Annotated in this window: 21 protein-coding genes and 1 tRNA gene; 4 read left to right on the forward strand and 18 right to left on the reverse strand. The window is 33.3% G+C overall.

Annotated features, from left to right (window positions below; all coding sequences use genetic code 11):
• The first annotated feature begins 80 nt into the window (after positions 1-80).
• Positions 81-2,516, forward strand: a complete 2,436-nt coding sequence (locus ACFS3A_RS13110; protein WP_379826008.1) for a hybrid sensor histidine kinase/response regulator — start codon at positions 81-83, stop codon at positions 2,514-2,516.
• 221 nt (positions 2,517-2,737) lie between these two features.
• On the opposite strand, the gene ACFS3A_RS13115 is transcribed toward ACFS3A_RS13110, so the two are convergent.
• The 12 genes from ACFS3A_RS13115 to pdxA form a co-directional block, all read right to left on the reverse strand.
• Positions 2,738-4,105, reverse strand: coding sequence for a sigma-54-dependent transcriptional regulator (locus ACFS3A_RS13115; protein ID WP_379826009.1), 1,368 nt, complete (start codon positions 4,103-4,105; stop codon positions 2,738-2,740).
• 128 nt (positions 4,106-4,233) lie between these two features.
• The gene (locus ACFS3A_RS13120; RefSeq protein ID WP_289663525.1) at positions 4,234-4,530 is read right to left on the reverse strand and encodes a hypothetical protein; all 297 of its coding nucleotides are present in this window, start codon (positions 4,528-4,530) and stop codon (positions 4,234-4,236) included.
• A 17-nt stretch (positions 4,531-4,547) separates the two neighbouring features.
• Positions 4,548-4,841, reverse strand: a complete 294-nt coding sequence (locus tag ACFS3A_RS13125; protein ID WP_379826011.1) for a PepSY-like domain-containing protein — start codon at positions 4,839-4,841, stop codon at positions 4,548-4,550.
• A gap of 17 nt (positions 4,842-4,858) precedes the next feature.
• Positions 4,859-5,149 (reverse strand): hypothetical protein, encoded by a 291-nt coding sequence (locus tag ACFS3A_RS13130; protein ID WP_379826012.1) that lies wholly within the window; start codon positions 5,147-5,149, stop codon positions 4,859-4,861.
• A 28-nt stretch (positions 5,150-5,177) separates the two neighbouring features.
• Positions 5,178-5,474 (reverse strand): hypothetical protein, encoded by a 297-nt coding sequence (locus ACFS3A_RS13135; RefSeq protein WP_179001920.1) that lies wholly within the window; start codon positions 5,472-5,474, stop codon positions 5,178-5,180.
• A gap of 75 nt (positions 5,475-5,549) precedes the next feature.
• Positions 5,550-5,846, reverse strand: coding sequence for a hypothetical protein (locus tag ACFS3A_RS13140; RefSeq protein ID WP_379826013.1), 297 nt, complete (start codon positions 5,844-5,846; stop codon positions 5,550-5,552).
• 314 nt (positions 5,847-6,160) lie between these two features.
• Entirely contained in the window at positions 6,161-7,507 is a 1,347-nt protein-coding gene (gene accC / locus ACFS3A_RS13145; protein WP_379826014.1) for an acetyl-CoA carboxylase biotin carboxylase subunit, read from the reverse strand.
• A 103-nt stretch (positions 7,508-7,610) separates the two neighbouring features.
• Positions 7,611-8,096 carry an acetyl-CoA carboxylase biotin carboxyl carrier protein gene (gene accB / locus ACFS3A_RS13150; protein ID WP_379826015.1) on the reverse strand — a complete coding sequence of 162 codons (486 nt, stop codon included), beginning with the start codon at positions 8,094-8,096 and terminating at the stop codon, positions 7,611-7,613.
• 23 nt (positions 8,097-8,119) lie between these two features.
• A complete protein-coding gene (locus tag ACFS3A_RS13155; RefSeq protein WP_379826016.1) occupies positions 8,120-9,118 on the reverse strand; it encodes a beta-ketoacyl-ACP synthase III in 999 nt (332 codons plus the stop codon).
• Between the two features lie 174 nt (positions 9,119-9,292).
• Positions 9,293-9,487 (reverse strand): 50S ribosomal protein L32, encoded by a 195-nt coding sequence (gene rpmF / locus ACFS3A_RS13160; RefSeq protein ID WP_008465217.1) that lies wholly within the window; start codon positions 9,485-9,487, stop codon positions 9,293-9,295.
• Positions 9,488-9,496: 9 nt separating this feature from the next.
• Positions 9,497-10,039, reverse strand: a complete 543-nt coding sequence (locus tag ACFS3A_RS13165; protein ID WP_379826018.1) for a YceD family protein — start codon at positions 10,037-10,039, stop codon at positions 9,497-9,499.
• A gap of 105 nt (positions 10,040-10,144) precedes the next feature.
• The gene (gene pdxA / locus ACFS3A_RS13170) at positions 10,145-11,194 is read right to left on the reverse strand and encodes a 4-hydroxythreonine-4-phosphate dehydrogenase PdxA (protein ID WP_379826020.1); all 1,050 of its coding nucleotides are present in this window, start codon (positions 11,192-11,194) and stop codon (positions 10,145-10,147) included.
• Between the two features lie 57 nt (positions 11,195-11,251).
• Here pdxA and ACFS3A_RS13175 point away from each other — a divergent pair, with 57 nt between their 5' ends.
• Positions 11,252-11,842 carry a riboflavin synthase gene (locus tag ACFS3A_RS13175; RefSeq protein ID WP_379826021.1) on the forward strand — a complete coding sequence of 197 codons (591 nt, stop codon included), beginning with the start codon at positions 11,252-11,254 and terminating at the stop codon, positions 11,840-11,842.
• A gap of 29 nt (positions 11,843-11,871) precedes the next feature.
• Here ACFS3A_RS13175 and ACFS3A_RS13180 read toward each other — a convergent pair whose 3' ends face one another.
• The 5 genes from ACFS3A_RS13180 to ACFS3A_RS13200 form a co-directional block, all read right to left on the reverse strand.
• Positions 11,872-12,132 (reverse strand): hypothetical protein, encoded by a 261-nt coding sequence (locus ACFS3A_RS13180; RefSeq protein ID WP_379826022.1) that lies wholly within the window; start codon positions 12,130-12,132, stop codon positions 11,872-11,874.
• Between the two features lie 409 nt (positions 12,133-12,541).
• Positions 12,542-12,615: transfer RNA gene (locus tag ACFS3A_RS13185), tRNA-Ile, on the reverse strand.
• Between the two features lie 146 nt (positions 12,616-12,761).
• Positions 12,762-13,166, reverse strand: a complete 405-nt coding sequence (gene mce, locus ACFS3A_RS13190; RefSeq protein ID WP_379826023.1) for a methylmalonyl-CoA epimerase — start codon at positions 13,164-13,166, stop codon at positions 12,762-12,764.
• Positions 13,167-13,176: 10 nt separating this feature from the next.
• Positions 13,177-15,534 (reverse strand): hypothetical protein, encoded by a 2,358-nt coding sequence (locus ACFS3A_RS13195; RefSeq protein WP_379826025.1) that lies wholly within the window; start codon positions 15,532-15,534, stop codon positions 13,177-13,179.
• Entirely contained in the window at positions 15,494-16,498 is a 1,005-nt protein-coding gene (locus ACFS3A_RS13200; protein WP_379826026.1) for a hypothetical protein, read from the reverse strand. The genes ACFS3A_RS13195 and ACFS3A_RS13200 overlap by 41 nt, the downstream gene beginning before the upstream one ends.
• A gap of 173 nt (positions 16,499-16,671) precedes the next feature.
• Between ACFS3A_RS13200 and ACFS3A_RS13205 the strand changes: the two genes are divergently transcribed.
• Positions 16,672-18,360, forward strand: a complete 1,689-nt coding sequence (locus tag ACFS3A_RS13205; protein ID WP_379826027.1) for an Ig-like domain-containing protein — start codon at positions 16,672-16,674, stop codon at positions 18,358-18,360.
• Here ACFS3A_RS13205 and ACFS3A_RS13210 read toward each other — a convergent pair.
• Positions 18,357-19,124 (reverse strand): amidohydrolase, encoded by a 768-nt coding sequence (locus ACFS3A_RS13210; protein WP_379826028.1) that lies wholly within the window; start codon positions 19,122-19,124, stop codon positions 18,357-18,359. The genes ACFS3A_RS13205 and ACFS3A_RS13210 overlap by 4 nt on opposite strands.
• Positions 19,125-19,307: 183 nt before the next feature.
• On the opposite strand from ACFS3A_RS13210, the gene ACFS3A_RS13215 reads away from it, so the two are divergent.
• Entirely contained in the window at positions 19,308-20,627 is a 1,320-nt protein-coding gene (locus tag ACFS3A_RS13215; RefSeq protein ID WP_379826030.1) for a GntP family permease, read from the forward strand.
• Position 20,628: the final 1 nt, after the last annotated feature.

Raw genomic sequence — 20,628 nt, forward strand, 5'->3', positions numbered from 1 at the left:
ACTATTCCGAAAACAGATTTTTTTAGATAAATTGCAGGAAATTATATTATTCCCAAATTTCCCAAAACCTTTCAGCAAATATGGAGACCAAAAGAAGTTACACCGCAATTAAAGTTTTATTTAGCTATGTTGCTTTATTGGCTTTGGTTGTCACTGTTGGATGGTTTTTGTATTCGGAAAATGTAGTTTATAATAAACTGGAAGACAAAATTGCTTTCGAAAAAACCAAAATCCTTAGAGTTAGTAAACTTTTCTCGAATGTTTATAAAACGGAAAGTTTAGCGCGACAAACCATTCAAAGCAACTCCGAAAAAGATTTTAAAAATTATCTGATTGAAACCGATTCTCTTCTTCTTCGTCTTGATACTTTAAAACAAATTGTTTCTACAGAATATCAAAAAACACTTTTGGACAGTGTGACTTATCTTTTGTCTGAAAAGACCAAAAACATCAAGCAGTTAAAAGAAATAAAGAATAAAGCAGACGACGAAACTTCGGTTAATAATGCGATTGACGAAATCACGAAAATGGAGTTCAATCTGAGAAAACTAGAACTTCAGGATTTTACTAAAAACCCAAATCAGTTAGGAAGTTATCAGCGTAGTGTTCTGCAACGCTATGTTGATTATTTAAACTCCAATATTCCGGATGACAGCACCAATACGCTGAGTAAAAAAGCTTCGGATTCTATTTTAGCCAATTCTAAAAAGCTTTTGAGTACTGTAAAGTTAAAAGCCGAAAAGAAAAAAGAATCTTTGAATTTTGAAGAAAACAAACTGCTTCAGAACGAAATGGCAGTTTCAGATCAGCTTCGAAAAGTACTTCGAATTATTGAACGAGAAATCATTATCAATTCAATCAAAAACAATTCATTAAAAGAAAAATCACTAAAAAGAGTCAACGAAATTGTTACCGCTTCTGCTGTAATCGGTTTACTGTTGACGGTATTTTTCTCTATTTTGATTGTGAGTGATTATTCTAAATCTCAGGTCTATAAAAAACAGTTAGAAATAGCCAATTTCAAAACCAAAAATCTGCTTAAAAGCCGAGAACAATTAATCTCTACGGTAAGCCACGATTTAAAAACACCTTTGAGCACCATAGTGGGATATTCTGAACTTTTAGGAAATTCAGATGTGAATACCAAGCAGTCTTATTTTATCAAAAACATCAAAAATTCATCTGAGTATATTACACAGCTGGTTCAGGATTTATTAGACTTCTCACAAATTGAGGCCGGAAAAATTTCGATTGAAAAAGTTCCGTTTTTACTTCCTGAAATCATTGAAGATGTTGCGCGAAATATTCAAACCGTTTACAAGCAAAAAGATATTGACCTGATTATTAATGTTGATGAAAAATTTCAGAAACGTATCGTTGGCGATCCATTTCGATTAAAACAAATTCTAACCAACATTATCGGAAATGCTTATAAGTTTACAGAACAAGGTCATATCCGAATTGCTGCTTACGCGGATGAAGAGGACACTTTTACTATTTCTATTCAAGATACTGGAATCGGGATTGAAAAAGCCAATCAGAAACTAGTTTTTGAAGAGTTTGCGCAAGCGAATGAAAACATCGAAAAAACATACGGAGGCACTGGTTTAGGATTATCTATCTGTAAAAAGATTATTTCTATTTTAGGCGGTAGTTTAAGCTTGGATAGTATTTTTGGAAAAGGAAGCACTTTTACAATTCAACTTCCTTTATTGTTTGATAATAGCCAGCCTTTTCAAAATGAACCCCTAAGCAAACCTCTGAAAAATAGCAAAAAACAGACTTTTATTGTAGTTGATGACGACATCAATCTTTTGAACTTAACCAGCGGTGTTTTAAAACAAGAACAACATCAGGTTTATTCTTTCACTAATCCTTTGAAAGCACTAGAAACCATTCAAAATACACATTTTGATTTTGTGATTACTGACATTCAGATGCCGGAAATTGATGGTTTTATGTTTTTAGACAAACTAAAAGAACTTCCGAAAACTACTTTCAAAAACCAGCCTGTTATTGCACTTACAGGACGAACTGATTTAGATCTATCGGTTTATAAAGATGCTGGATTTACAACGGTTGTCAAAAAGCCTTATTCGCCAAAAATTTTACTAGAAACTATCCAGCACATTTTGGATCATGAAGAAATTCCTGTTGCAGAAACAATAGAAAATGATGATCACCATTCTTCTCAGATGTATTCTTTAGAAACATTGAAGGATTTTCTAGGTCAGGATGATTCAGCCTTAAAAGAAGTTTTAAAATCTTTTATAGAAAATACTCATGATAATTTAAATCTTCTGAAAACCGCTGTAAGCGATACTAACCACGATGAAATAAAATCAATTTCGCACCGAATTGCTCCAATGTTCAGACAAATTCAGGCAAAAGAAATTGGAGAAATTTTAAAGACTTTGGAAAAAGAAGATTTAAATACGCTTGACATTAAAAGTATTTATTCTGATTTAGAACAAAAAATTATTGTTCTTTTTGAAGCATTAAAGCAAGAAATATAAATAGGACAAAGAAAGATCATAAAAAATCTACTCTTGAGCAGATAGGAATCTATTTTGGAAAAAAATCTCATAAGCCCCGGAGGGGCAAAATATTTATATAATTTTAATACGAGAATAAAAAAAGCTCCAAAGGAGCTTTCTATCAGTCACAAAACCTCTTTTCTATAAATATTTTGCTTCTCCGAAGCTAATAAAAACTGAACTTCCTTTTGAGATAGTTCCTATTCTAATTCTATATTATATTGTTTCAATTTATTGTAAAGTGTTTTTCTGGTAATTTTTAAAAGCTTAGCAGCTTCCGACTTATTGTTATGTGCTTTTGATAAGGCATGAATAATCGCTTCTTTTTCATTTTCAGATAACGAAAAACTATCGCTTGCTTCTGATTGTTTTTGGATTTGAAAAAACTCAGCAGGAAGAACATCACTTTCTATAAAATCGCCTCTGGATAAAAGAGTCGAACGTTTTACGCAGTTTTGCAATTCACGTAAATTTCCCGGCCAGGTATAATTCTGAAAAATCGAAACCACTTCTGGCGAAAATCCAATAATGTCTTTATTCAATTGTTCGTTGGCTTTTTCAAGGAAATAATCGGCAAAAACCATTAAATCTTCGTCTCGGTCTTTTAGAGATGGAGACTGAATAGAGAATTCATTGATTCTATGGTATAAATCTTCTCTAAAATCGCCGTTTTTCACTGCCTCACGCAAATCTTCATTTGTAGCTGTAATAATGCGGATATCGACGTTTATTTCTTTATTACTTCCAACAGGTTTTATTTTTCTTTCCTGAAGTGCTCTTAATAACTGAATTTGGTTTTCATAAGAGAGGTTCCCAATCTCATCCAAAAATAAAGTTCCCCCGTTTGCCGCTTCAAAATATCCCATTTTATCGCTGATGGCTCCAGTGAAAGATCCTTTTAAGTGACCAAAAAATTCACTTGCTGCTAATTCCTTCGGAATAGCACCGCAATCGACTGCAATAAAATTGTTGTTTTTTCTCTGGCTCTGCTGATGGATACTTTTAGCAATTATTTCTTTCCCAGTTCCGCTTTCCCCGATAATCAAAACAGACATATCGGTTGGACTTACCAATTGAATATGATCCCAAAGTTTTTTGGAAGCAACTGAAATTCCTCTCACGAATTCATTTTCAGGAGAAGAAGCTGTTTTCTTTACCGCTTTTTTCTTTTTGACAGGAGCTTCTGTTTCTTCTTCCTCTTCTTCTTTTGGAGCTTGCAATGCATTAGTAATCACAAGCAAAACCTCATCAGGATTGAAAGGTTTCGAAATATAGTCGGCTGCACCATTTTTTATGGCCTTAACTGCAGTATTAACATCAGAGTAGCCTGTCATTAAAATAACAGGAATATGTGGGTATTCGTTTTTAAATTCAGACATAAGTCCAATCCCGTCAGAATCAGGCAAACGAAGATCAGTCAAAATCAAATCGAAAGATTCGTTTTTAACCGCAGTACGTGCTTCTGCAGCAGAGAAAGCAATCGTTACATCAAACGTTTTTTTAATTAGAAATTTTTCTAATAATTTACAAAACGCGATGTCATCTTCTATCAATAATATCTTGGGCATTTGCTTTTAGGGAGTTTTTTGCTAAAATAAGACTATTAAAATTGGATTTTCACAAAATTATGCAAAAAAAAAGAGATTGCACGACGCAATCTCTTTTTCACCAAAAACATAAATCTAAATTCACCTAATTATATCTTCAACCAGTTACCATTGACATCTGAGTAAACAGTAGCCTTTTGGTCTCCAACTGATATTTCTAGTTTGTACTCTTTTTTATCATTTACAAATGCTTTATCCAGTTTTGCTCCCGGATAAGCTGTCTGCAAAGCTGTTTTTACAGCTGCAGGCACAGCATCTACAGCAACTTCTGTGTATTCTGACTGAATAACTACAGTCGTTTTAGCATCTTCTGAAACAGGCAATACATTGGCATGAATTGACATTGTTCCTAGAAGGATAACTGCTGATAAGATTAACTTTTTCATGATGCTGATTTTTTTAATTATTTTTTGATGATATTACCAGAAGCATCTGTAAAAATAGTGTACTTCTTGTCTCCGCTTGAAATTTCAAGTTTGTACTCGTTTTTCGCGTTTTTATAAGCTTTTTCAAGCTTAGTATTCGGGAAAGATTTTTCAATTGTTGACTTCACTGCTGCCGGAACGGCGTCTGCAGCTACTTCAGTATATTCATCTTGAATTAGTACTGACTGAGTGATCGAAATCGCTGGAAGAACTGCGGCATTCACCGATAAACTTCCTAAAACAATCGCTGCTGATAAAACTAACTTTTTCATAATATTTATGGTTTAAATTATTTTTTAAGAATGTTACCAGAAGCGTCCGTATAAACGATCGATTTTTCGCCACGAACGGTTATCTCAATTTTGTACTCCTTTTTGTCATTTACCCATGCTTTTTCAAGCACTACACCAGGATAAGCTTCGTCTAAGCCTTTCTTTACAGCTGCCGGAACTCCGTCTACTTCTTTATATCCATCCTGATCATTAACTGTCTGCACCATTGGGTTGGCTGCAACAGCGGTTTCTGCGTGCATCGACAAACTGCCTAAAACAATTGCTGCCGATAAGATTAACTTTTTCATAGTAATAGTTTTTTAGGGTTAGATTTAATTATTGTTTAATCCAGGTTCCATCTGCGTTAGCAAAAAGATTTCCTGTTTTGTCTCCAACAGTTACTTCAAGCTTATACTCATTTTTAGTATTTTTAAACGCTTTTGTTAGAACTGCATCCGGATATGCTTTTTTTAGCGCATCTGTAATTGCAGTTGGAACCTCCACTACTTTAATTTCCGTATAATCATCTTGAATAGAGATTGTTTTTACGATAGTATTTGAAATTGGCGAAGTTGAAGCAAATGATGTTAAACCTCCCAAAACGATTGCGGCTGATAGAAATAAATTTTTCATGATAATTATATTTTAATGTTGTTAATTTGATCTTAGTATTCTTGATCCGGATTTTCACAAAACCTATAGTTTAGATTATTTTTTAATCCAGGTTCCGTCTGCATTAGCGAAAAGATTTCCAACTTTGTCACCAACAGTAACATCTAGTTTGTACTCTGATTTTTCGTTTTTATATGCTTTTGTAATTACAGCATCAGGATATGCTTTTTTCAAAGACTCAGAAATTGCTGCTGGTAATTCTTCTAATTTGATTTCAGTGTATTCTTCTTCAACAGAAATCGTTTTTACGATTGTATTGTTTACTTGTGTAGTTGAAGCGAATGAAGCTAAACTTCCTAAGACAATTGCGGCTGATAAAAATAAATTTTTCATAACGTATATATTTAAATTAATAGTTGTTTACGCTTTAGATAATGAAATTATTATGCCGTAATGAAAAAGAACTGTGCCAAACCTCGTAAAGACTTGTTTTTAAAGGCTTTTATGCGATATGCCAGAAAAAAGCAAAAAGTAAAAAGGTGTGTAAAAGAGAAAAAAGGTGTGTAATAAGTAAACACTTAAAGTGTAACCTTATGAAAATTTCTAGTTGAAAGTTTCAGGTTTGAGGTTTCAAGTTGAATTTAAAGAACGTATTCAAAACTTATATAAAGAAAAAAGGCTGTCAAAAAATTGACAGCCTTTTATAATTATTCCGGAGTATTCATTTTAAATGTATCCATAAATGCAGTTGTATAATCTCCTGCAATATATTTTGGATCATCCATTAATTGTCTGTGGAAAGGAATTGTAGTTTTCACACCTTCGATTACAAATTCGTCCAAAGCTCTTCGCATTTTGCTGATCGCTTCTTCACGAGACTGTGCCGTTGTAATTAACTTAGCAATCATTGAATCGTAGTTTGGAGGAATGCTATATCCTGAGTAAACGTGAGTATCTAAACGTACACCATGTCCTCCTGGCATATGAAGTGTAGTAATTTTTCCTGGTGAAGGGCGAAAATCGTTATAAGGATCTTCAGCATTAATACGACATTCGATAGCGTGCAATTCCGGAAGGTAGTTTTTACCTGAAATTGGAATTCCGGCAGCCACCATAATCTGCTCACGGATCAAATCATAATCAATAACTTGTTCTGTGATTGGATGTTCTACCTGGATACGAGTATTCATTTCCATGAAATAGAAGTTTCTGTGTTTGTCAACCAAAAACTCTACAGTTCCGGCTCCTTCATATTTAATGAATTCAGCAGCTTTTACAGCAGCTTCTCCCATTCTAGTACGGAGTTCATCTGTCATAAACGGAGAAGGAGTTTCTTCCGTTAATTTTTGGTGACGACGTTGTACAGAACAATCTCTTTCAGAAAGGTGGCAAGCTTTACCATAAGCATCACCAACAACCTGAATTTCGATATGACGTGGTTCTTCAATAAGTTTCTCCATGTACATTCCGTCATTTCCAAATGCTGCAGCAGCTTCCTGACGTGCACTTTCCCAAGCTTTTAAAAGCTCTTCTTCTTTCCAGATAGCGCGCATTCCTTTTCCACCACCACCGGCAGTAGCTTTCATCATTACCGGATAACCGATTTCTGCTGCTGTTTTTTGTGCATGTTCGTAAGATTCTAATAATCCGTCTGAACCTGGTACACAAGGCACTCCTGCTGCTTTCATTGTCGCTTTTGCAGAAGCTTTATCACCCATTCTGTCAATCATTTCAGGAGCTGCACCAATAAATTTGATTCCGTGCTCCTGACAAATTTTAGAGAATTTAGCATTCTCAGAAAGAAATCCATAACCTGGATGAATTGCATCTGCATTTGTAATTTCAGCAGCTGCAATAATATTTGACATTTTCAAATACGATAAGTTACTCGGAGGAGGACCAATACAAACCGCTTCGTCAGCAAATTTAACGTGTAAACTTTCTGCGTCGGCTGTAGAGTAAACTGCAACAGTTTTGATTCCCATTTCCTTACATGTACGAATTACACGTAGTGCAATTTCTCCTCTATTCGCAATTAATATTTTTTTAAACATCTTATTTTAATTAGATAATTAGACAATTTGAGAATTAGATAATTTTAGATGATCAACAAACTGTAAATCGATCTAAAATCTAAAATCTAAAATCTAAATTTATTTATGATGGATCTACTAAGAATAAAGGTTGATCAAATTCTACCGGAGACATATCGTCAACAAGAATTTTTACAATTTTACCAGAAACTTCAGATTCGATTTCGTTGAATAATTTCATTGCTTCAATTACGCAAAGAACATCACCTTTAGACACAGTGCTTCCTACTTCTGTGAAAACTGGTTTGTCCGGAGATGGTTTTCTATAGAATGTTCCAATGATTGGAGATTTTATAGTGATATATTTAGAATCGTTAGCGGCTGGTGCTTCTGGAGTTACATTTACAACTACTGGAGCTGTAACTTGTGGAGCCACTGCTTGAGGTAAAGCTGCCTGAGCTGGTAATTGCTGTACGTAAGTTGCCTCAGTTACATTTGTTTCTAAAGTTGTTCTGATTGTGATTTTTACATCATCCATTTCTAACTTCACTTCTGCAACGCCCGAATTTGCAACAAATTTGATTAGGTTTTGAATTTCTTTTAAATCCATAATGATTCGTTTTTAGTTTTAATTTAATTCTTATCGTAAGCCCATTTTAAATAGATAGATCCCCAAGTGAATCCACCACCAAAAGCGGCAAAAATAACATTATCTCCTTTTTTAAGCTTATGCTCAAAGTCAGCTAATACTAAAGGTAAAGTTCCTGAAGTAGTATTACCGTATCTTTCGATGTTTACCAGTACTTTAGAATCATCCAATTCTAATCTGCCTGCAGTAGCATCGATAATACGTTTGTTAGCCTGATGTGGCACTAACCAATCTACTTCTTGATTGGTCAAATTATTTCTTTGTAAAATCAATTCGCTTGCATCAGCCATATTGGTAACCGCATATTTGAAAACAGTTTTTCCGTCCTGCATAATATTGTGCTGTCTGTTTTTTACCGTTTCTTCGCTAGGCGGGATCAAAGATCCTCCTGCAGGAATTTTAAGAAAATCGCGTCCTACACCATCACTTCTTAAATATTCATCCTGCAAACCTAAACCTTCATAATTTGGTTCGAAAAGAACTGCACCAGCTCCATCCCCAAAAATAATACAAGTTGCTCTGTCTGTATAATCTACAATTGATGACATTTTATCAGCACCAATTAAAAGTACTTTTTTGTAACGTCCGGATTGCACATAAGCTGCCGCAGTAGACATTCCGTATAAAAAACTTGAACATGCCGCCTGCAAATCATAAGCAAATGCATTAGTAGCACCAATTTCTGTTGCAACATATACTCCTGTAGAAGCTACCATCATATCCGGTGTTGCTGTTGCCATGATAATCATATCAATCTCTAAAGGATCAATATTTGCTTTTGCAATTAAATCTTGTGCTGCTTTTATAGCAAGGTAAGATGTTCCTTTATCAGCATCTTTTAGAATTCTTCTTTCTTTAATTCCTGTTCGGGTGGTAATCCACTCGTCATTGGTATCAACCATAGTTTCTAAAACTTTGTTCGAAAGAACAAAATCAGGAACATAAGCTCCAACAGCGGTAATTGCGGCTGTGATTGTATTCATTATATTCTATTATTTCCTTTCAAATTATGATTAATTTGAAAAATTTTTAAAAGACTTGAAAATTACAAAAAAAAACGTAACGAATTTGTCTATATTTTCCTAAAAAACGAAAATTATAACCAACAAAAAAAACTCTCACTATGTGAGAGTTCTAGTATAATTTACAAAAACGTATTAAGCAACCGCTTCAGATTTATCGATAACAACTTGCCCTCTGTAGTACATTTTACCTTCATGCCAGTAAGCTCTGTGGTATAAATGTGCTTCTCCAGTAATTGGACATGTAGCGATTTGAGCTACAGTAGCTTTATAATGTGTTCTTCTCTTATCTCTTCTTGTTTTCGAGGTCTTTCTCTTAGGATGTGCCATTTTACTATATTATTTATCCGTTAATAGTTTCTTTAATTTTTCCCAACGCGGGTCAATATCTTCTTCTTTGTTACTCTCTTCCTTTTGTTCTTTTACACTTAATTCATTCAGTTTTGTTAAAGCTTCAGTTTGCAGACTTCCATCTTTAACTCCTGGATGAATTCTTTTTTGAGGTACAGAAAGCGCGATCATTTCATAAATATACTGCGCAATATCTATCTCATGTTCACCATGTGGTAAAATCAACAATTCTTCATTATCATTATTGAACTCATCTCCAAAGCGAACAATTAACTTCATTTTTCCCTTGATAGGTAAATCAAAATCTTCGCCTGTCAGATCACAAGGCACATTTACTGTTCCTTTATGTTTGAATTCTAACTCTAACATAGTACTTTTCTTTTCGAAAAGCAACTTGACTTTAATATCTGAACTTTGAAACTCTTCGTATTCAAAATTCTTAAAAAAATCATTATTTATCTGATACTCAAAATGGTGTTTTCCTAGTTTTAATCCTACGAAAGGAATTAAAAATTCTTTTGTTTTGCTCATTTCAACATCAATTTGAACAATTCAGTTCTAAAACTAGATATCTGAATTGGGGTGCAAAGATATAAAATTATTATAAATCTAATAATCTTATTCACCTTTTTTTGTTTATAACTGTTTTTCTTTTATTTTAAGAGGTTTTTGGCTAATCTCCTCATACTGATTACGCGAGCGAAAAATATCGATCGCAAGATAGACCGCCTCTTTAAACGAATTGTAATCCGCCATATCTTTTCCGGCAATATCGTAAGCCGTTCCATGATCCGGGGAAGTTCTCACTTTATCCAAACCTGCTGTATAATTCACCCCTTTACCAAAAGACAATGTTTTAAACGGAATTAATCCCTGATCGTGATACATTGCTACAATGGCATCATATTTCTCATACTGACCACTTCCAAAAAAACCATCCGCCGGGAAGGGACCAAAAACCATTGTTCCGGAATCAAATATTTTTTTTAACGTTGGCTTTAAAACCAAATCATCTTCTTTTCCGATAACACCACCATCACCAGCATGCGGATTTAGTCCTAAAACTGCTATTTTCGGTTTAACAATACTAAAATCCTGAACCAAAGATTTTTTTATGGTTTCTATTTTTTTAGTAATCAGTTCTTCAGTTAAATGTGAAGCCACTTCATTTAAAGGTACGTGATCTGTTATCAATCCTACTCTTAAATTATCCTGAACCATCATCATAAGAGCATTTCCTTCTAACTGCTGATCCAAATAATCTGTATGTCCTGGGAATTTAAATTCTTCAGACTGTATATTGTATTTATTAATTGGAGCTGTCACTAAAACATCGATCTCTCCATCTTTCAGCGCTTTTGTCGCCGCCGTAAATGATTTAATGGCATATTCTCCAATTTTAGAATCATTTGTCCCTAAATTAATATCCACTCCTTCTCTCCAAAGATTCAGAACATTTACTTTACCAGGGATAATCTGTTCTAATTTATCCACTCCGTGAAACTGAACTGTGGAAGCAAAACTTTTTCTTACGAAAGATAAAATTTTAGCATTAGCAAAAATAACCGGCGTACACAATTCCAACATCCGAGAATCTTCGAATGTTTTAAGTATAACCTCGCTTCCAATACCGTTTAAATCTCCTACTGAAATTCCAACAATTATATTTTCTGCTTTTTTATTCATGAGCTCAGTTTATTTATTACTAATTTTGATGTGCAAATTTAGTAAAATAAAACTACAATGTTCACAGGAATTATAGAAACACTCGGCAGGATTCACGAAATTCAGAAAGACCAAAACAATCTTCACATAACAGTTGACTCTTCAATTACACACGAATTAAAAATAGACCAAAGCGTTTCGCATAACGGAATCTGCCTTACAGTAGTAGCTATTAAAGATTCTCTATATACTGTAACCGCAATTGACGAAACAATTTTAAAAACCAATATTGGCGATTGGCAAACAGGCGACATTGTCAATTTAGAAAGAGGAATGAAACTTGGTGATCGTCTTGACGGACATATCGTACAAGGTCACGTAGACCAAACCGGAACCTGCATCAAAATCGAAGAAGCCAACGGAAGCTGGAATTACACTTTTGAGTACGACAAAGACCTAAACAATATTACAATCGAAAAAGGCTCAATTACAGTAAACGGAGTAAGCTTAACAGTTGTGAATTCCAAAACAAATGAGTTCAGCGTTTCAATTATCCCTTATACTTTTGAGCATACTAATTTTAAAGATTTCAAAGTTGGAACAAAAATCAACCTTGAATTTGATGTAGTTGGAAAATATATTTCGAGGCTTTATTCAATAAATAAATAAATTCTGTTACCCATAAAAAAAGCTTCAATTTAGTTTGAAGCTTTTTTTATTTGTTTTCTATATATCACGGTAGCCCCTAAAGCTAAACCTCCAATAAACAATATCATTATATTCTGATCAATTGCCATACGAAGACCCCCACCAGGCCCCTCTTCAAGACCGCCATTACCGGCATCATTAGTCCCCATATCTGGGGGCGGCGGATTATTAGGATTTTCATTTGCAGTCACAATCGATATATTTAACAGTATTAATGCAAATGCTAAAAATGGGGCTTTTAGATTTTTCATAAATTCAGGCTATTAATAAGAGCAGGCTTATAATTATTATACAAATCACTTCAATAGAAATTTCTCACAAACACTATTTTACCTACAAAATCTTGGACAAAAGTATAAGTTTTTTAATCAAAAGCAACTTTTAAAAACAAAAAACATACAACAAATTACAACAGTTATTTTGTAAAATCCTGCAATCCCTTTTCACAAAACGTGCCAACTCATAAAAACCTCATTTTCAACCCCCTTCACAAGCCTCAGGATCCTATAAGAATTTCCTGATTTTCACAAGAATTAAACTATATTCTAAACAAAATCACTATTCTCAAAGCACGAAATAACCCCAAATTTAGATTTTACAAAACCTTCTAAACTAAAAAAGCCTCTACATTGCTGTAAAGGCTTTTTATTTCTAAAGAAGTGGTCCCACCTGGGCTCGAACCAGGGACCACCTGATTATGAGTCAGGTGCTCTAACCAGCTGAGCTATAGGACCGGTTTAGAGGATGCAATATTACTACTATTTTTGATTCACTCCAAATATTTTAAGACATCATTTCAATTTAATTTCAAATCTTTTATTGAATCTCAAAAACGAAATTGATTTTCAACATCTTATTCCAAAACGAATTTGATTTTTTTTTATTTTATTTCCTGACAAAGCTCCACCAAAACACCATTTGTGTTCTTTGGATGCAGAAAAACGACCAGTTTATTATCGGCTCCTTTCTTCGGAACTTCATTTATTAGCACAAAACCTTCGTTTTTTAGACGACTAATTTCCGCTTCGATATCGTCAACATCAAAAGCGATGTGATGAATTCCTTCTCCTTTTTTCTCTAAAAACTTAGCAATGGGACTTTCCGGATTCGTCGCCACCAAAAGTTCTATCTTATTATTTCCGGTTTGAAAGAAAGAAGTCAGAACACCTTCACTTTCCACCGCTTCCATTTTATAAGATGGAACGCCAAGCATTTTTTCGAACAAAACATTAGCATCGTTCATATTTTTTACCGCAATTCCGATATGTTCTATTTTATTTACCATTGTTTCAATTTTATTGGTTCACATAAGTATTAAAATAACCGCATTCTGCAATTACGTCCTGATAATATTTAGTATCTGAATAATCTTTTCTTAAAGCCTTAAAGGAGTTCCAGGCTATAAAATTAACTTTATCATCCTGAATTTCCCAATAACTATTTATACCGCTGTACTTTTTATTGTAATAATCGTTTCTTTCACATTTTGAAATCAAATACAAACATTTTGCTTTTTGTTCTTTGTTTGTTGCCGCCTCAAAAGCTTTCTGGTAATACATTTTCGAAACTGAATTGTTTGTAATCATTTCCTTCATTGGATTCCTAAATGAATAAGGACTAGAGCCATACCCTACAATCGTAATTTCATAAAAAGTTCTTCCGTTCCCGAAATGAGAAATATTGTAAAATGCATTCCCTAACAAAAGACTATTAGTATAAACATCTTCTTTCTGAGCCAGTTTTCCCTGCATTTCTTTTATGGTCGTCAGGAAATCCATATAAGTATATTTCCTTTTTTGATAAGATGCATGATCGCAGTCGTGGCAGTCTTTAATACTTCCGTTAAACGGATTTCCTAAAAACTTATAATACTGAACCGAATCTGCTTGTTTCAGAAATTCTATAGCTTCAGGAATTTTATTTTTGAAAGTTGCCTGAACTGCCTGAAAATTATTAATGTCTTTCAATTTCAAACTGTAAATTCCGGTACCAATTTTTTCAATGTCACTTTTATTGGATTTCTCCAAAAAGCCTTTCATTGCCAACAAATCTTTTTCATTATCATAAAATGAATTTCCATCGTTCCAATAACTGTAGCGGGACTCATTAAATAACTCTGCCATTACCATATTTGACTTCGATTTATACAAAGCAGCCAAATACTTCTTACTCCATTCCGCAGCATTTTGATAACGGAATTCACTTCCTTTATATGTTTTTGGTAATTCAAAATACAACCAGTTTAAATCAGCTAAAACTGTTTTTACGTTGTTATCATCCAGTTTATCAATTTTGCTCATATTATTTACAAAACGCAATAATCGAATTTGATAACGTGCCAATTCTGTTTTAGGAAGTGTTTTTTCTGCTTTATTGTAATTTTTATCTGCATTTGCATAATCTCCTTTTAAAGTCTGAAGATATCCAATAGCAAGATCCCATAAATAAGGTCTCTGCGTATTTCCTGCAGCCGAGATTTTAGCAATTAAATCCAAAGCGCCTTTATCGATTTTAGCCTTATTCTCTGTTTTATTTTCTGCAATTGTTTGTGCTTTTTTCGGCTGATTTTCACTTCCATCCTGCTGAAACGAATTATTGATTTTTTGTTCCAGTGAATTTACCAATCGGGTTGCGAGATAGTTTAAATGCTCACTTTTTGGATCTATTTCGTAAATCTTTTCGATTGCCTGTTTTTCATCTTTGTAATAACCATGAATTGCCCAAAGCGCTGCTTTCTCGTTATTGTTTTTGGCCATTGCCAAAGCTTTAGTCCAATCCACTTCGTTTTTCGGGCGAAAACTATAAGCTGTGACTACACGTAATTCCGGGCATTTATCAAAAACCTGAGCATACAAATAATTAGAAACCGCATATTTTTTCTGCTTAAAATTAATTCCCGCCACATACGCTAAGGCACGATAATACAAAGTATTCTTAGCCACAGAACTTTCTGTTTTATTAAAAAAGTCAATCGCTTTTTGCTTATCGTTACTATAAAAACGAGCTTTCATGGTTAAAAACCAATACCTGTTTTTCAGAAAAGGATCAGACAAAGTGTTGTAAACATTTTCAATAGACTGAATCATTTTTGCATCATTGAAAGTTTTTGCCACAACCGGATCGTAACTCCAATAATCTTCACCAATTGAAACGGTTTCAATTTTTTGAGCCAGATATAAAAATTCTATAAAGTTTTTAATCTTATCCTCTTTTAGATTAATCTTTTTCCCCCATTTTTGAGAGCTTTTGTTTTCCTTTTTTGTTTTATAAAAAACATGCAAATCGGTTATTTCTTCTTTGTTTTTGATTTCATTTTTGTCATCCGAATAATATCTCGGACGCTCGTCTCCAATCAAAAAATAATTTACTGTTGTGGTATCCGCTTTTCCTTTAAGGTAATCTGCCCAATCTGATTTTATATTCTTATTAAAACGCGAATTGTGCTGGGTATCAAAACCAATTCCGTAAAAAATCCCTCCTGAAAGAAAAAGAGGAGAATAGGATTTATCTGCAAAAGTTTCGGGCGTAAAATTAGAATTATAACCAAAGAAATCCCAATCGTCTCCGCCGGCACAGGCATAAATAATTCCGTATATAGAAAGTAAAGCAAGACTAAAACTTAGAAATAACTTGTTCAAAAATATTCTTTTCATAATGGTTTAAATTGAATTCGTCTAAATCGTAAAATATAATTTCTTTTGGTTTTTCAGGCAGATTCTCATCCAACTCTTCTGCCATTTCTTTTAAATTTTCTTTTGTAATTTCTTCTATTTTCAACAGATCGTTTTCTTCATAGAAAATTCCGTTTTTATAATTAGATTTTTTAACTCTAAAAAAAATAGAATGTGTTTTTTCAAAATTTGAATCTTGCAGCAACTCTTTTGTATCCATTTTAGAACGAAGTCCGATTACTTTATTATTCCTGATATGAACTCCCCAGGAATAAATCGGCAAAGCCAAATCGAGATGAAGCGGGTATTTTTTCAAACTTCTCAAATATTTTTCTGCTACTTTTTGATCGTAGATTGAATTTAAAGAATCTGCAGCAATAGATCCCATATTGTAATACATCAAAACTCCCGAATCAACATTTGGAATTTTTGTCTTTTTAAAATATTTAACCTGATGGAGTCGAATTGTAGCCGAAAGTTTTTTCTTTGAAATACTTTTAAAAACTTCTATAAACTTCAAATAGTTCTCTTTGCTTTTCAGAGACCAATCACAGTCTATTTGAATTTCATTTGAAATAATTTTATTTTTGGAGTTGATTTGTTCTATAAAATCAAAGGTTTTCTGAGCCAGTTCTTTTACATCAAGATTCGGCAGTAGCATCACTTTGTTCTGAACAAAAACAACAGGAACGATGGTATATTCTTTTGTGTTTTCTTCAAAACGGACAGGACTAATGGGAATTGGGAAATTAGCTTCCGGATGAAGCCCGATATCAAAATAGCGGACATACAGTTTTTGAACATGATTTTCCTTTAGAACTTCTTTCTCTTTTTCAGAAAACCTGAAGATCGTTTTCCAATAATAAAAGGAGATAACCGGCTTTTCACTTTTACTGCAGGAAAACAGTAAAAAGAGAATTAAAATTGAAAAAAGTCGTTTTAACAAAACTTGGGAAATTACATTTTAACCCAAAAGTAAGAAATTATAGCTTTTTAAAATACTGAAATCGCAAAAAATACAGAAGAAATACAAAAATCTTAAATCCTAATAAATGGATAAAAAATTTCAATTAAAGCAAATATAATCGTTATTTTGTGCAATCAAATTGAAAAACCGTTATGTTGAAAAACACTCTAAAATACATTTTATTTATAATTCTAATCTCAGTGGTAAGCTGTGCGAAAAGAGGCAGTATAACCGGCGGTTTAAAAGATACACTAGCTCCTGTTTTAGTATCGAGTTATCCTGAAAATTACAGCACCAATTTTAAAGGAAACACCATTACCCTGAATTTTGATGAATATATTAAACTGAAAAACACCAATAAACAGTTAATTATTTCACCCCCTTTTAAAAACGAACCAGTTATTACTCCTACCACGGTTAGTAAATTTATAAAGATCGAAATTCGTGATACTTTACAGCCAAATACAACTTACAGTTTAAATTTCGGACAAGCAATCACAGACAATAATGAAGGAAATGCATTAAATCAGTTTAAATATGTTTTTTCGACAGGTTCTTACATTGACTCTCTTAAACTGAATGGAAGAATTAAAGATTCTTACGAAAAATACGTAGACAATTTTGTTTCGGTAATGCTTTATGAGGTAAATGATAAGTTTAAAGACTCTACTATTTACAAAGAATTTCCCCGCTATATTACAAATACTCTGGACAGTATGAGAACTTTTCAGTTTGAAAATTTAAAAGAGGGCAAATACCTTTTGGTTGCATTAAAAGATAAAGGAAGCAACAATAAGTTTAATCCTAAAGACGATAAAATTGGATTTTTAAAACATTATATTACGATTCCAACTGATACAGTTTATGAATTAGAATTGTTTAAAGAAGTATTGCCTTTAAAGACTTTTAAACCAATTCAGGCTTCCGGAAACCGATTATTGCTGCCATACGAAGGAAAACAGAATTTCAAAAAAGATAAACCAAAAATTGTCCTTAAAAACGGAAATGAAGTTCTGGAAACTATTGTCACACAATTTCCTAAAAAAGATTCGCTTCAGGTTTGGTTTAAACCTTTAAAAGCAGATTCTTTATCAATGGAAGTATCAAAAGAAAACTACAATAAAAAGTTTTCTTTCAAAATTAAAGCCTTGAAAAAAGACACTTTAAACATCAAAGCCGTACAAAATGGCCAGATTAATTTTAGGGAACGTTTTACATTGGAAACCGAAACTCCTTTGGTAAAATTCGATAAATCTAAAATTTCACTAGTCAACAAAGACTCAACTGCTGTCGATTTTACAACAGAATATGATGAGTTTGACCAGAAATTATACGTAGATTTCGAGAAAAAGCCTTTAGAGAAATATCATTTTACTTTCCTGCCAGGTGCTTTGACTGATTTTTACGAAAAAGCAAACGATACACTATCATATAAATTATCGACCAAAGAATATGAAGATTATGGAAATTTAATCCTTAATTTAAGAAATGTAAAACGTTTCCCGATTATTGTGGAAATAACCAACAAAAAAGGAGACAACGTACTGGCCAGTGCTTATTCTGAAGGCGAAACCAAAATCTCCTTTAATTTGCTGGTTCCCGAAGAATTTACAATTCGTGTGATTTATGATGATAATAAAAACAAAGTCTACGATACCGGAAGTTTCTTAAAGAAAACCTATTCGGAAGAAGTATATTATTTCCAAAAAGGTATAGATGTCCGGTCTAACTGGGATGTAGATGAAACCCTTGATTTAAGCATACCTTTTAATCCGGAAGTCGAGAAAAAAGAAGATGTTAAAAAGCAAAAACAAGCCGAAAAGAAACGGAAAGCGTTTTAAATCTTAATTTCAAAAGCATCCCGATCACCAAGGAAATTTAGTTTTCTTCTGGTTTCTAACATAATATTCTTATCCAATTCAGCCACAAAAACACTTTCTGTTTCTTGTGGCTTTATTATATAATTACCCCAGAAATCAATTAACTGAGTATGACCATTATGCTCAAAATTATTATCGTCAAAGCCTATTCTGTTCACGCCAGCAACATAACTTAAATTTTCTATAGCACGGGCATTCAGCAAAGTATCCCAGGCATTTGTTCTCACTTTTGGCCAGTTGGCAACATATAAAAGAAGATCATAATTTTCGACATTTCTTGCAAAAACCGGAAATCGTAAATCATAACAAATTTGCAAACAGATTTTCCAGTCTAAATATTCTACAATTACTTTTTGAGTTCCCGGAGTATAAAACTGATCTTCTCCTGCCAGAGAAAACAAATGTCGTTTATCATAATATTGAAAATCTCCTGACGGAAATACAAAAAACATTCGGTTATAATAATTTCCATTTTCAGTAATAACAACACTACCTGTTATGGCCGATTTTTTTTGTTTGGCTTTCCATTTCATCCATTCAACAGTTTCTCCCTGCATGGTTTCAGCAATGTCTGAAGCATTCATGGTAAATCCTGTAGAAAACATTTCCGGAAGTACAATCAAATTGATTTCAGAATCAATCTCATTAATTTTTGAATCGAAATTTTCTCTGTTTGCAGAAGCATTTTCCCAAACAAGGTCAGATTGGATTAAAGCAATTTTCATGTCAAAATATTTTTAGTTAAAGGTAGAAAACATTGACGTAACCTTCATTCATAAGTGATTTTTTTTAACATTATAATTGCAAAAAAAACGCAGTTTTTGCAAAAAAAATGCGAAGTGTAGAAATATTTTATATATTTGGAATTCCAACCACAATTATAACTAACTAAAATACAACCACAAACCATGAGCATTCTCATACTCACTGCGTGCATTATTTTTTTAATTCTACAGATTGCCTGGTTTAAAATTAATCCGTTTATCGCGTTTATTATTACTTCGCTTTTGGCTGCACTTTTTTTGGGATTGCCAATAGAAACGATTTCTCCCGTTTTACAAAAAGGTCTCGGAGAAATGCTTGGTTCCATAACTTTAATCATCGTTTTTGGAACTTGTATAGGTAAACTTGCCGTTTCTTCTGGCGCCGCAAAAGTGATTGCTAAAACTGTTATGAATTGGACAGGCAAAAAATATGTTCGTTTGGGTTTAATGATCACTGGATTTATAATTGGAATTCCGCTTTTTTATAGTGTTGGTTTTGTTCTATTAGTTCCGCTGATTTTTTCAGTTGCGCATCAATTCAAACTGTCAAAAGTATATTTAGGAATTCCAATGCTGGCTTCACTTTCTGTTGCGCACGGATTTCTGCCACCGCATCCTTCGCCAATGGCTTTGAGCAGCATTTTAAAAGCAGATATTGGTTTGGTTCTGATTTACGGAATCATAATCGCGATTCCGACCATACTAATTGCAGGATTATGGTTTTCAACTCGTTTTAAAAACATCAAAACCGAATCGGAACACGAAATTTTAAATGTCGAAGAAATTACAAATGAAGGTAAACTGCCTAGTTTTGGTTTAAGTTTATTCTCTGCTTTATTTCCTGTTTTCGGATTAACAATTACGTCTTTATTACCGCTGATTTCAGATAATGAAAAACTAATTTCTATCTGCAAAATTATCGGAGATCCAAGTATCATAATGTTATTATCTCTTTTGCTTTGTACTTATACTTTAGGAATTAGAATGAACAGAAGTGTTTCATCTGTTATGGACGATTATACACAGGCCATAAAAGATGTTGCACTAATTGTTTTAATTGTCGGAGGTGCCGGCTGTTTAAAAGAAGTTATGATTGTAAGCGGCGTAAACGAAACTATTGTGGCGACTTTAAATCAAGTCAACATTCACCCGTTTTTATTAGCCTGGATAATGGCAGCAATTATTCGTGTTTGCGTTGGTTCTGCAACAGCTGCTGGATTAATGACTGCCAGCGTTTTATTACCTTTACTACAATCCAACGATCTGGATCCTAATCTCTTTGTGCTTTCTGTTGGAGCCGGAAGTTTAATGTGTTCGCATGTTAACGATCCCAGTTTCTGGATGTTCAAAGAATATTTCAATATTAGTCTAAAAGACACTTTTAAATCCTGGACTGTAATGGAATCACTGGTTTCTGTTCTGGGAATTGTATTTATATTTATTTTAAACGCTTTAATACATTAAA

It is taken from the genome of Flavobacterium notoginsengisoli (assembly GCF_042686225.1).
GTDB lineage: Bacteria > Bacteroidota > Bacteroidia > Flavobacteriales > Flavobacteriaceae > Flavobacterium > Flavobacterium notoginsengisoli.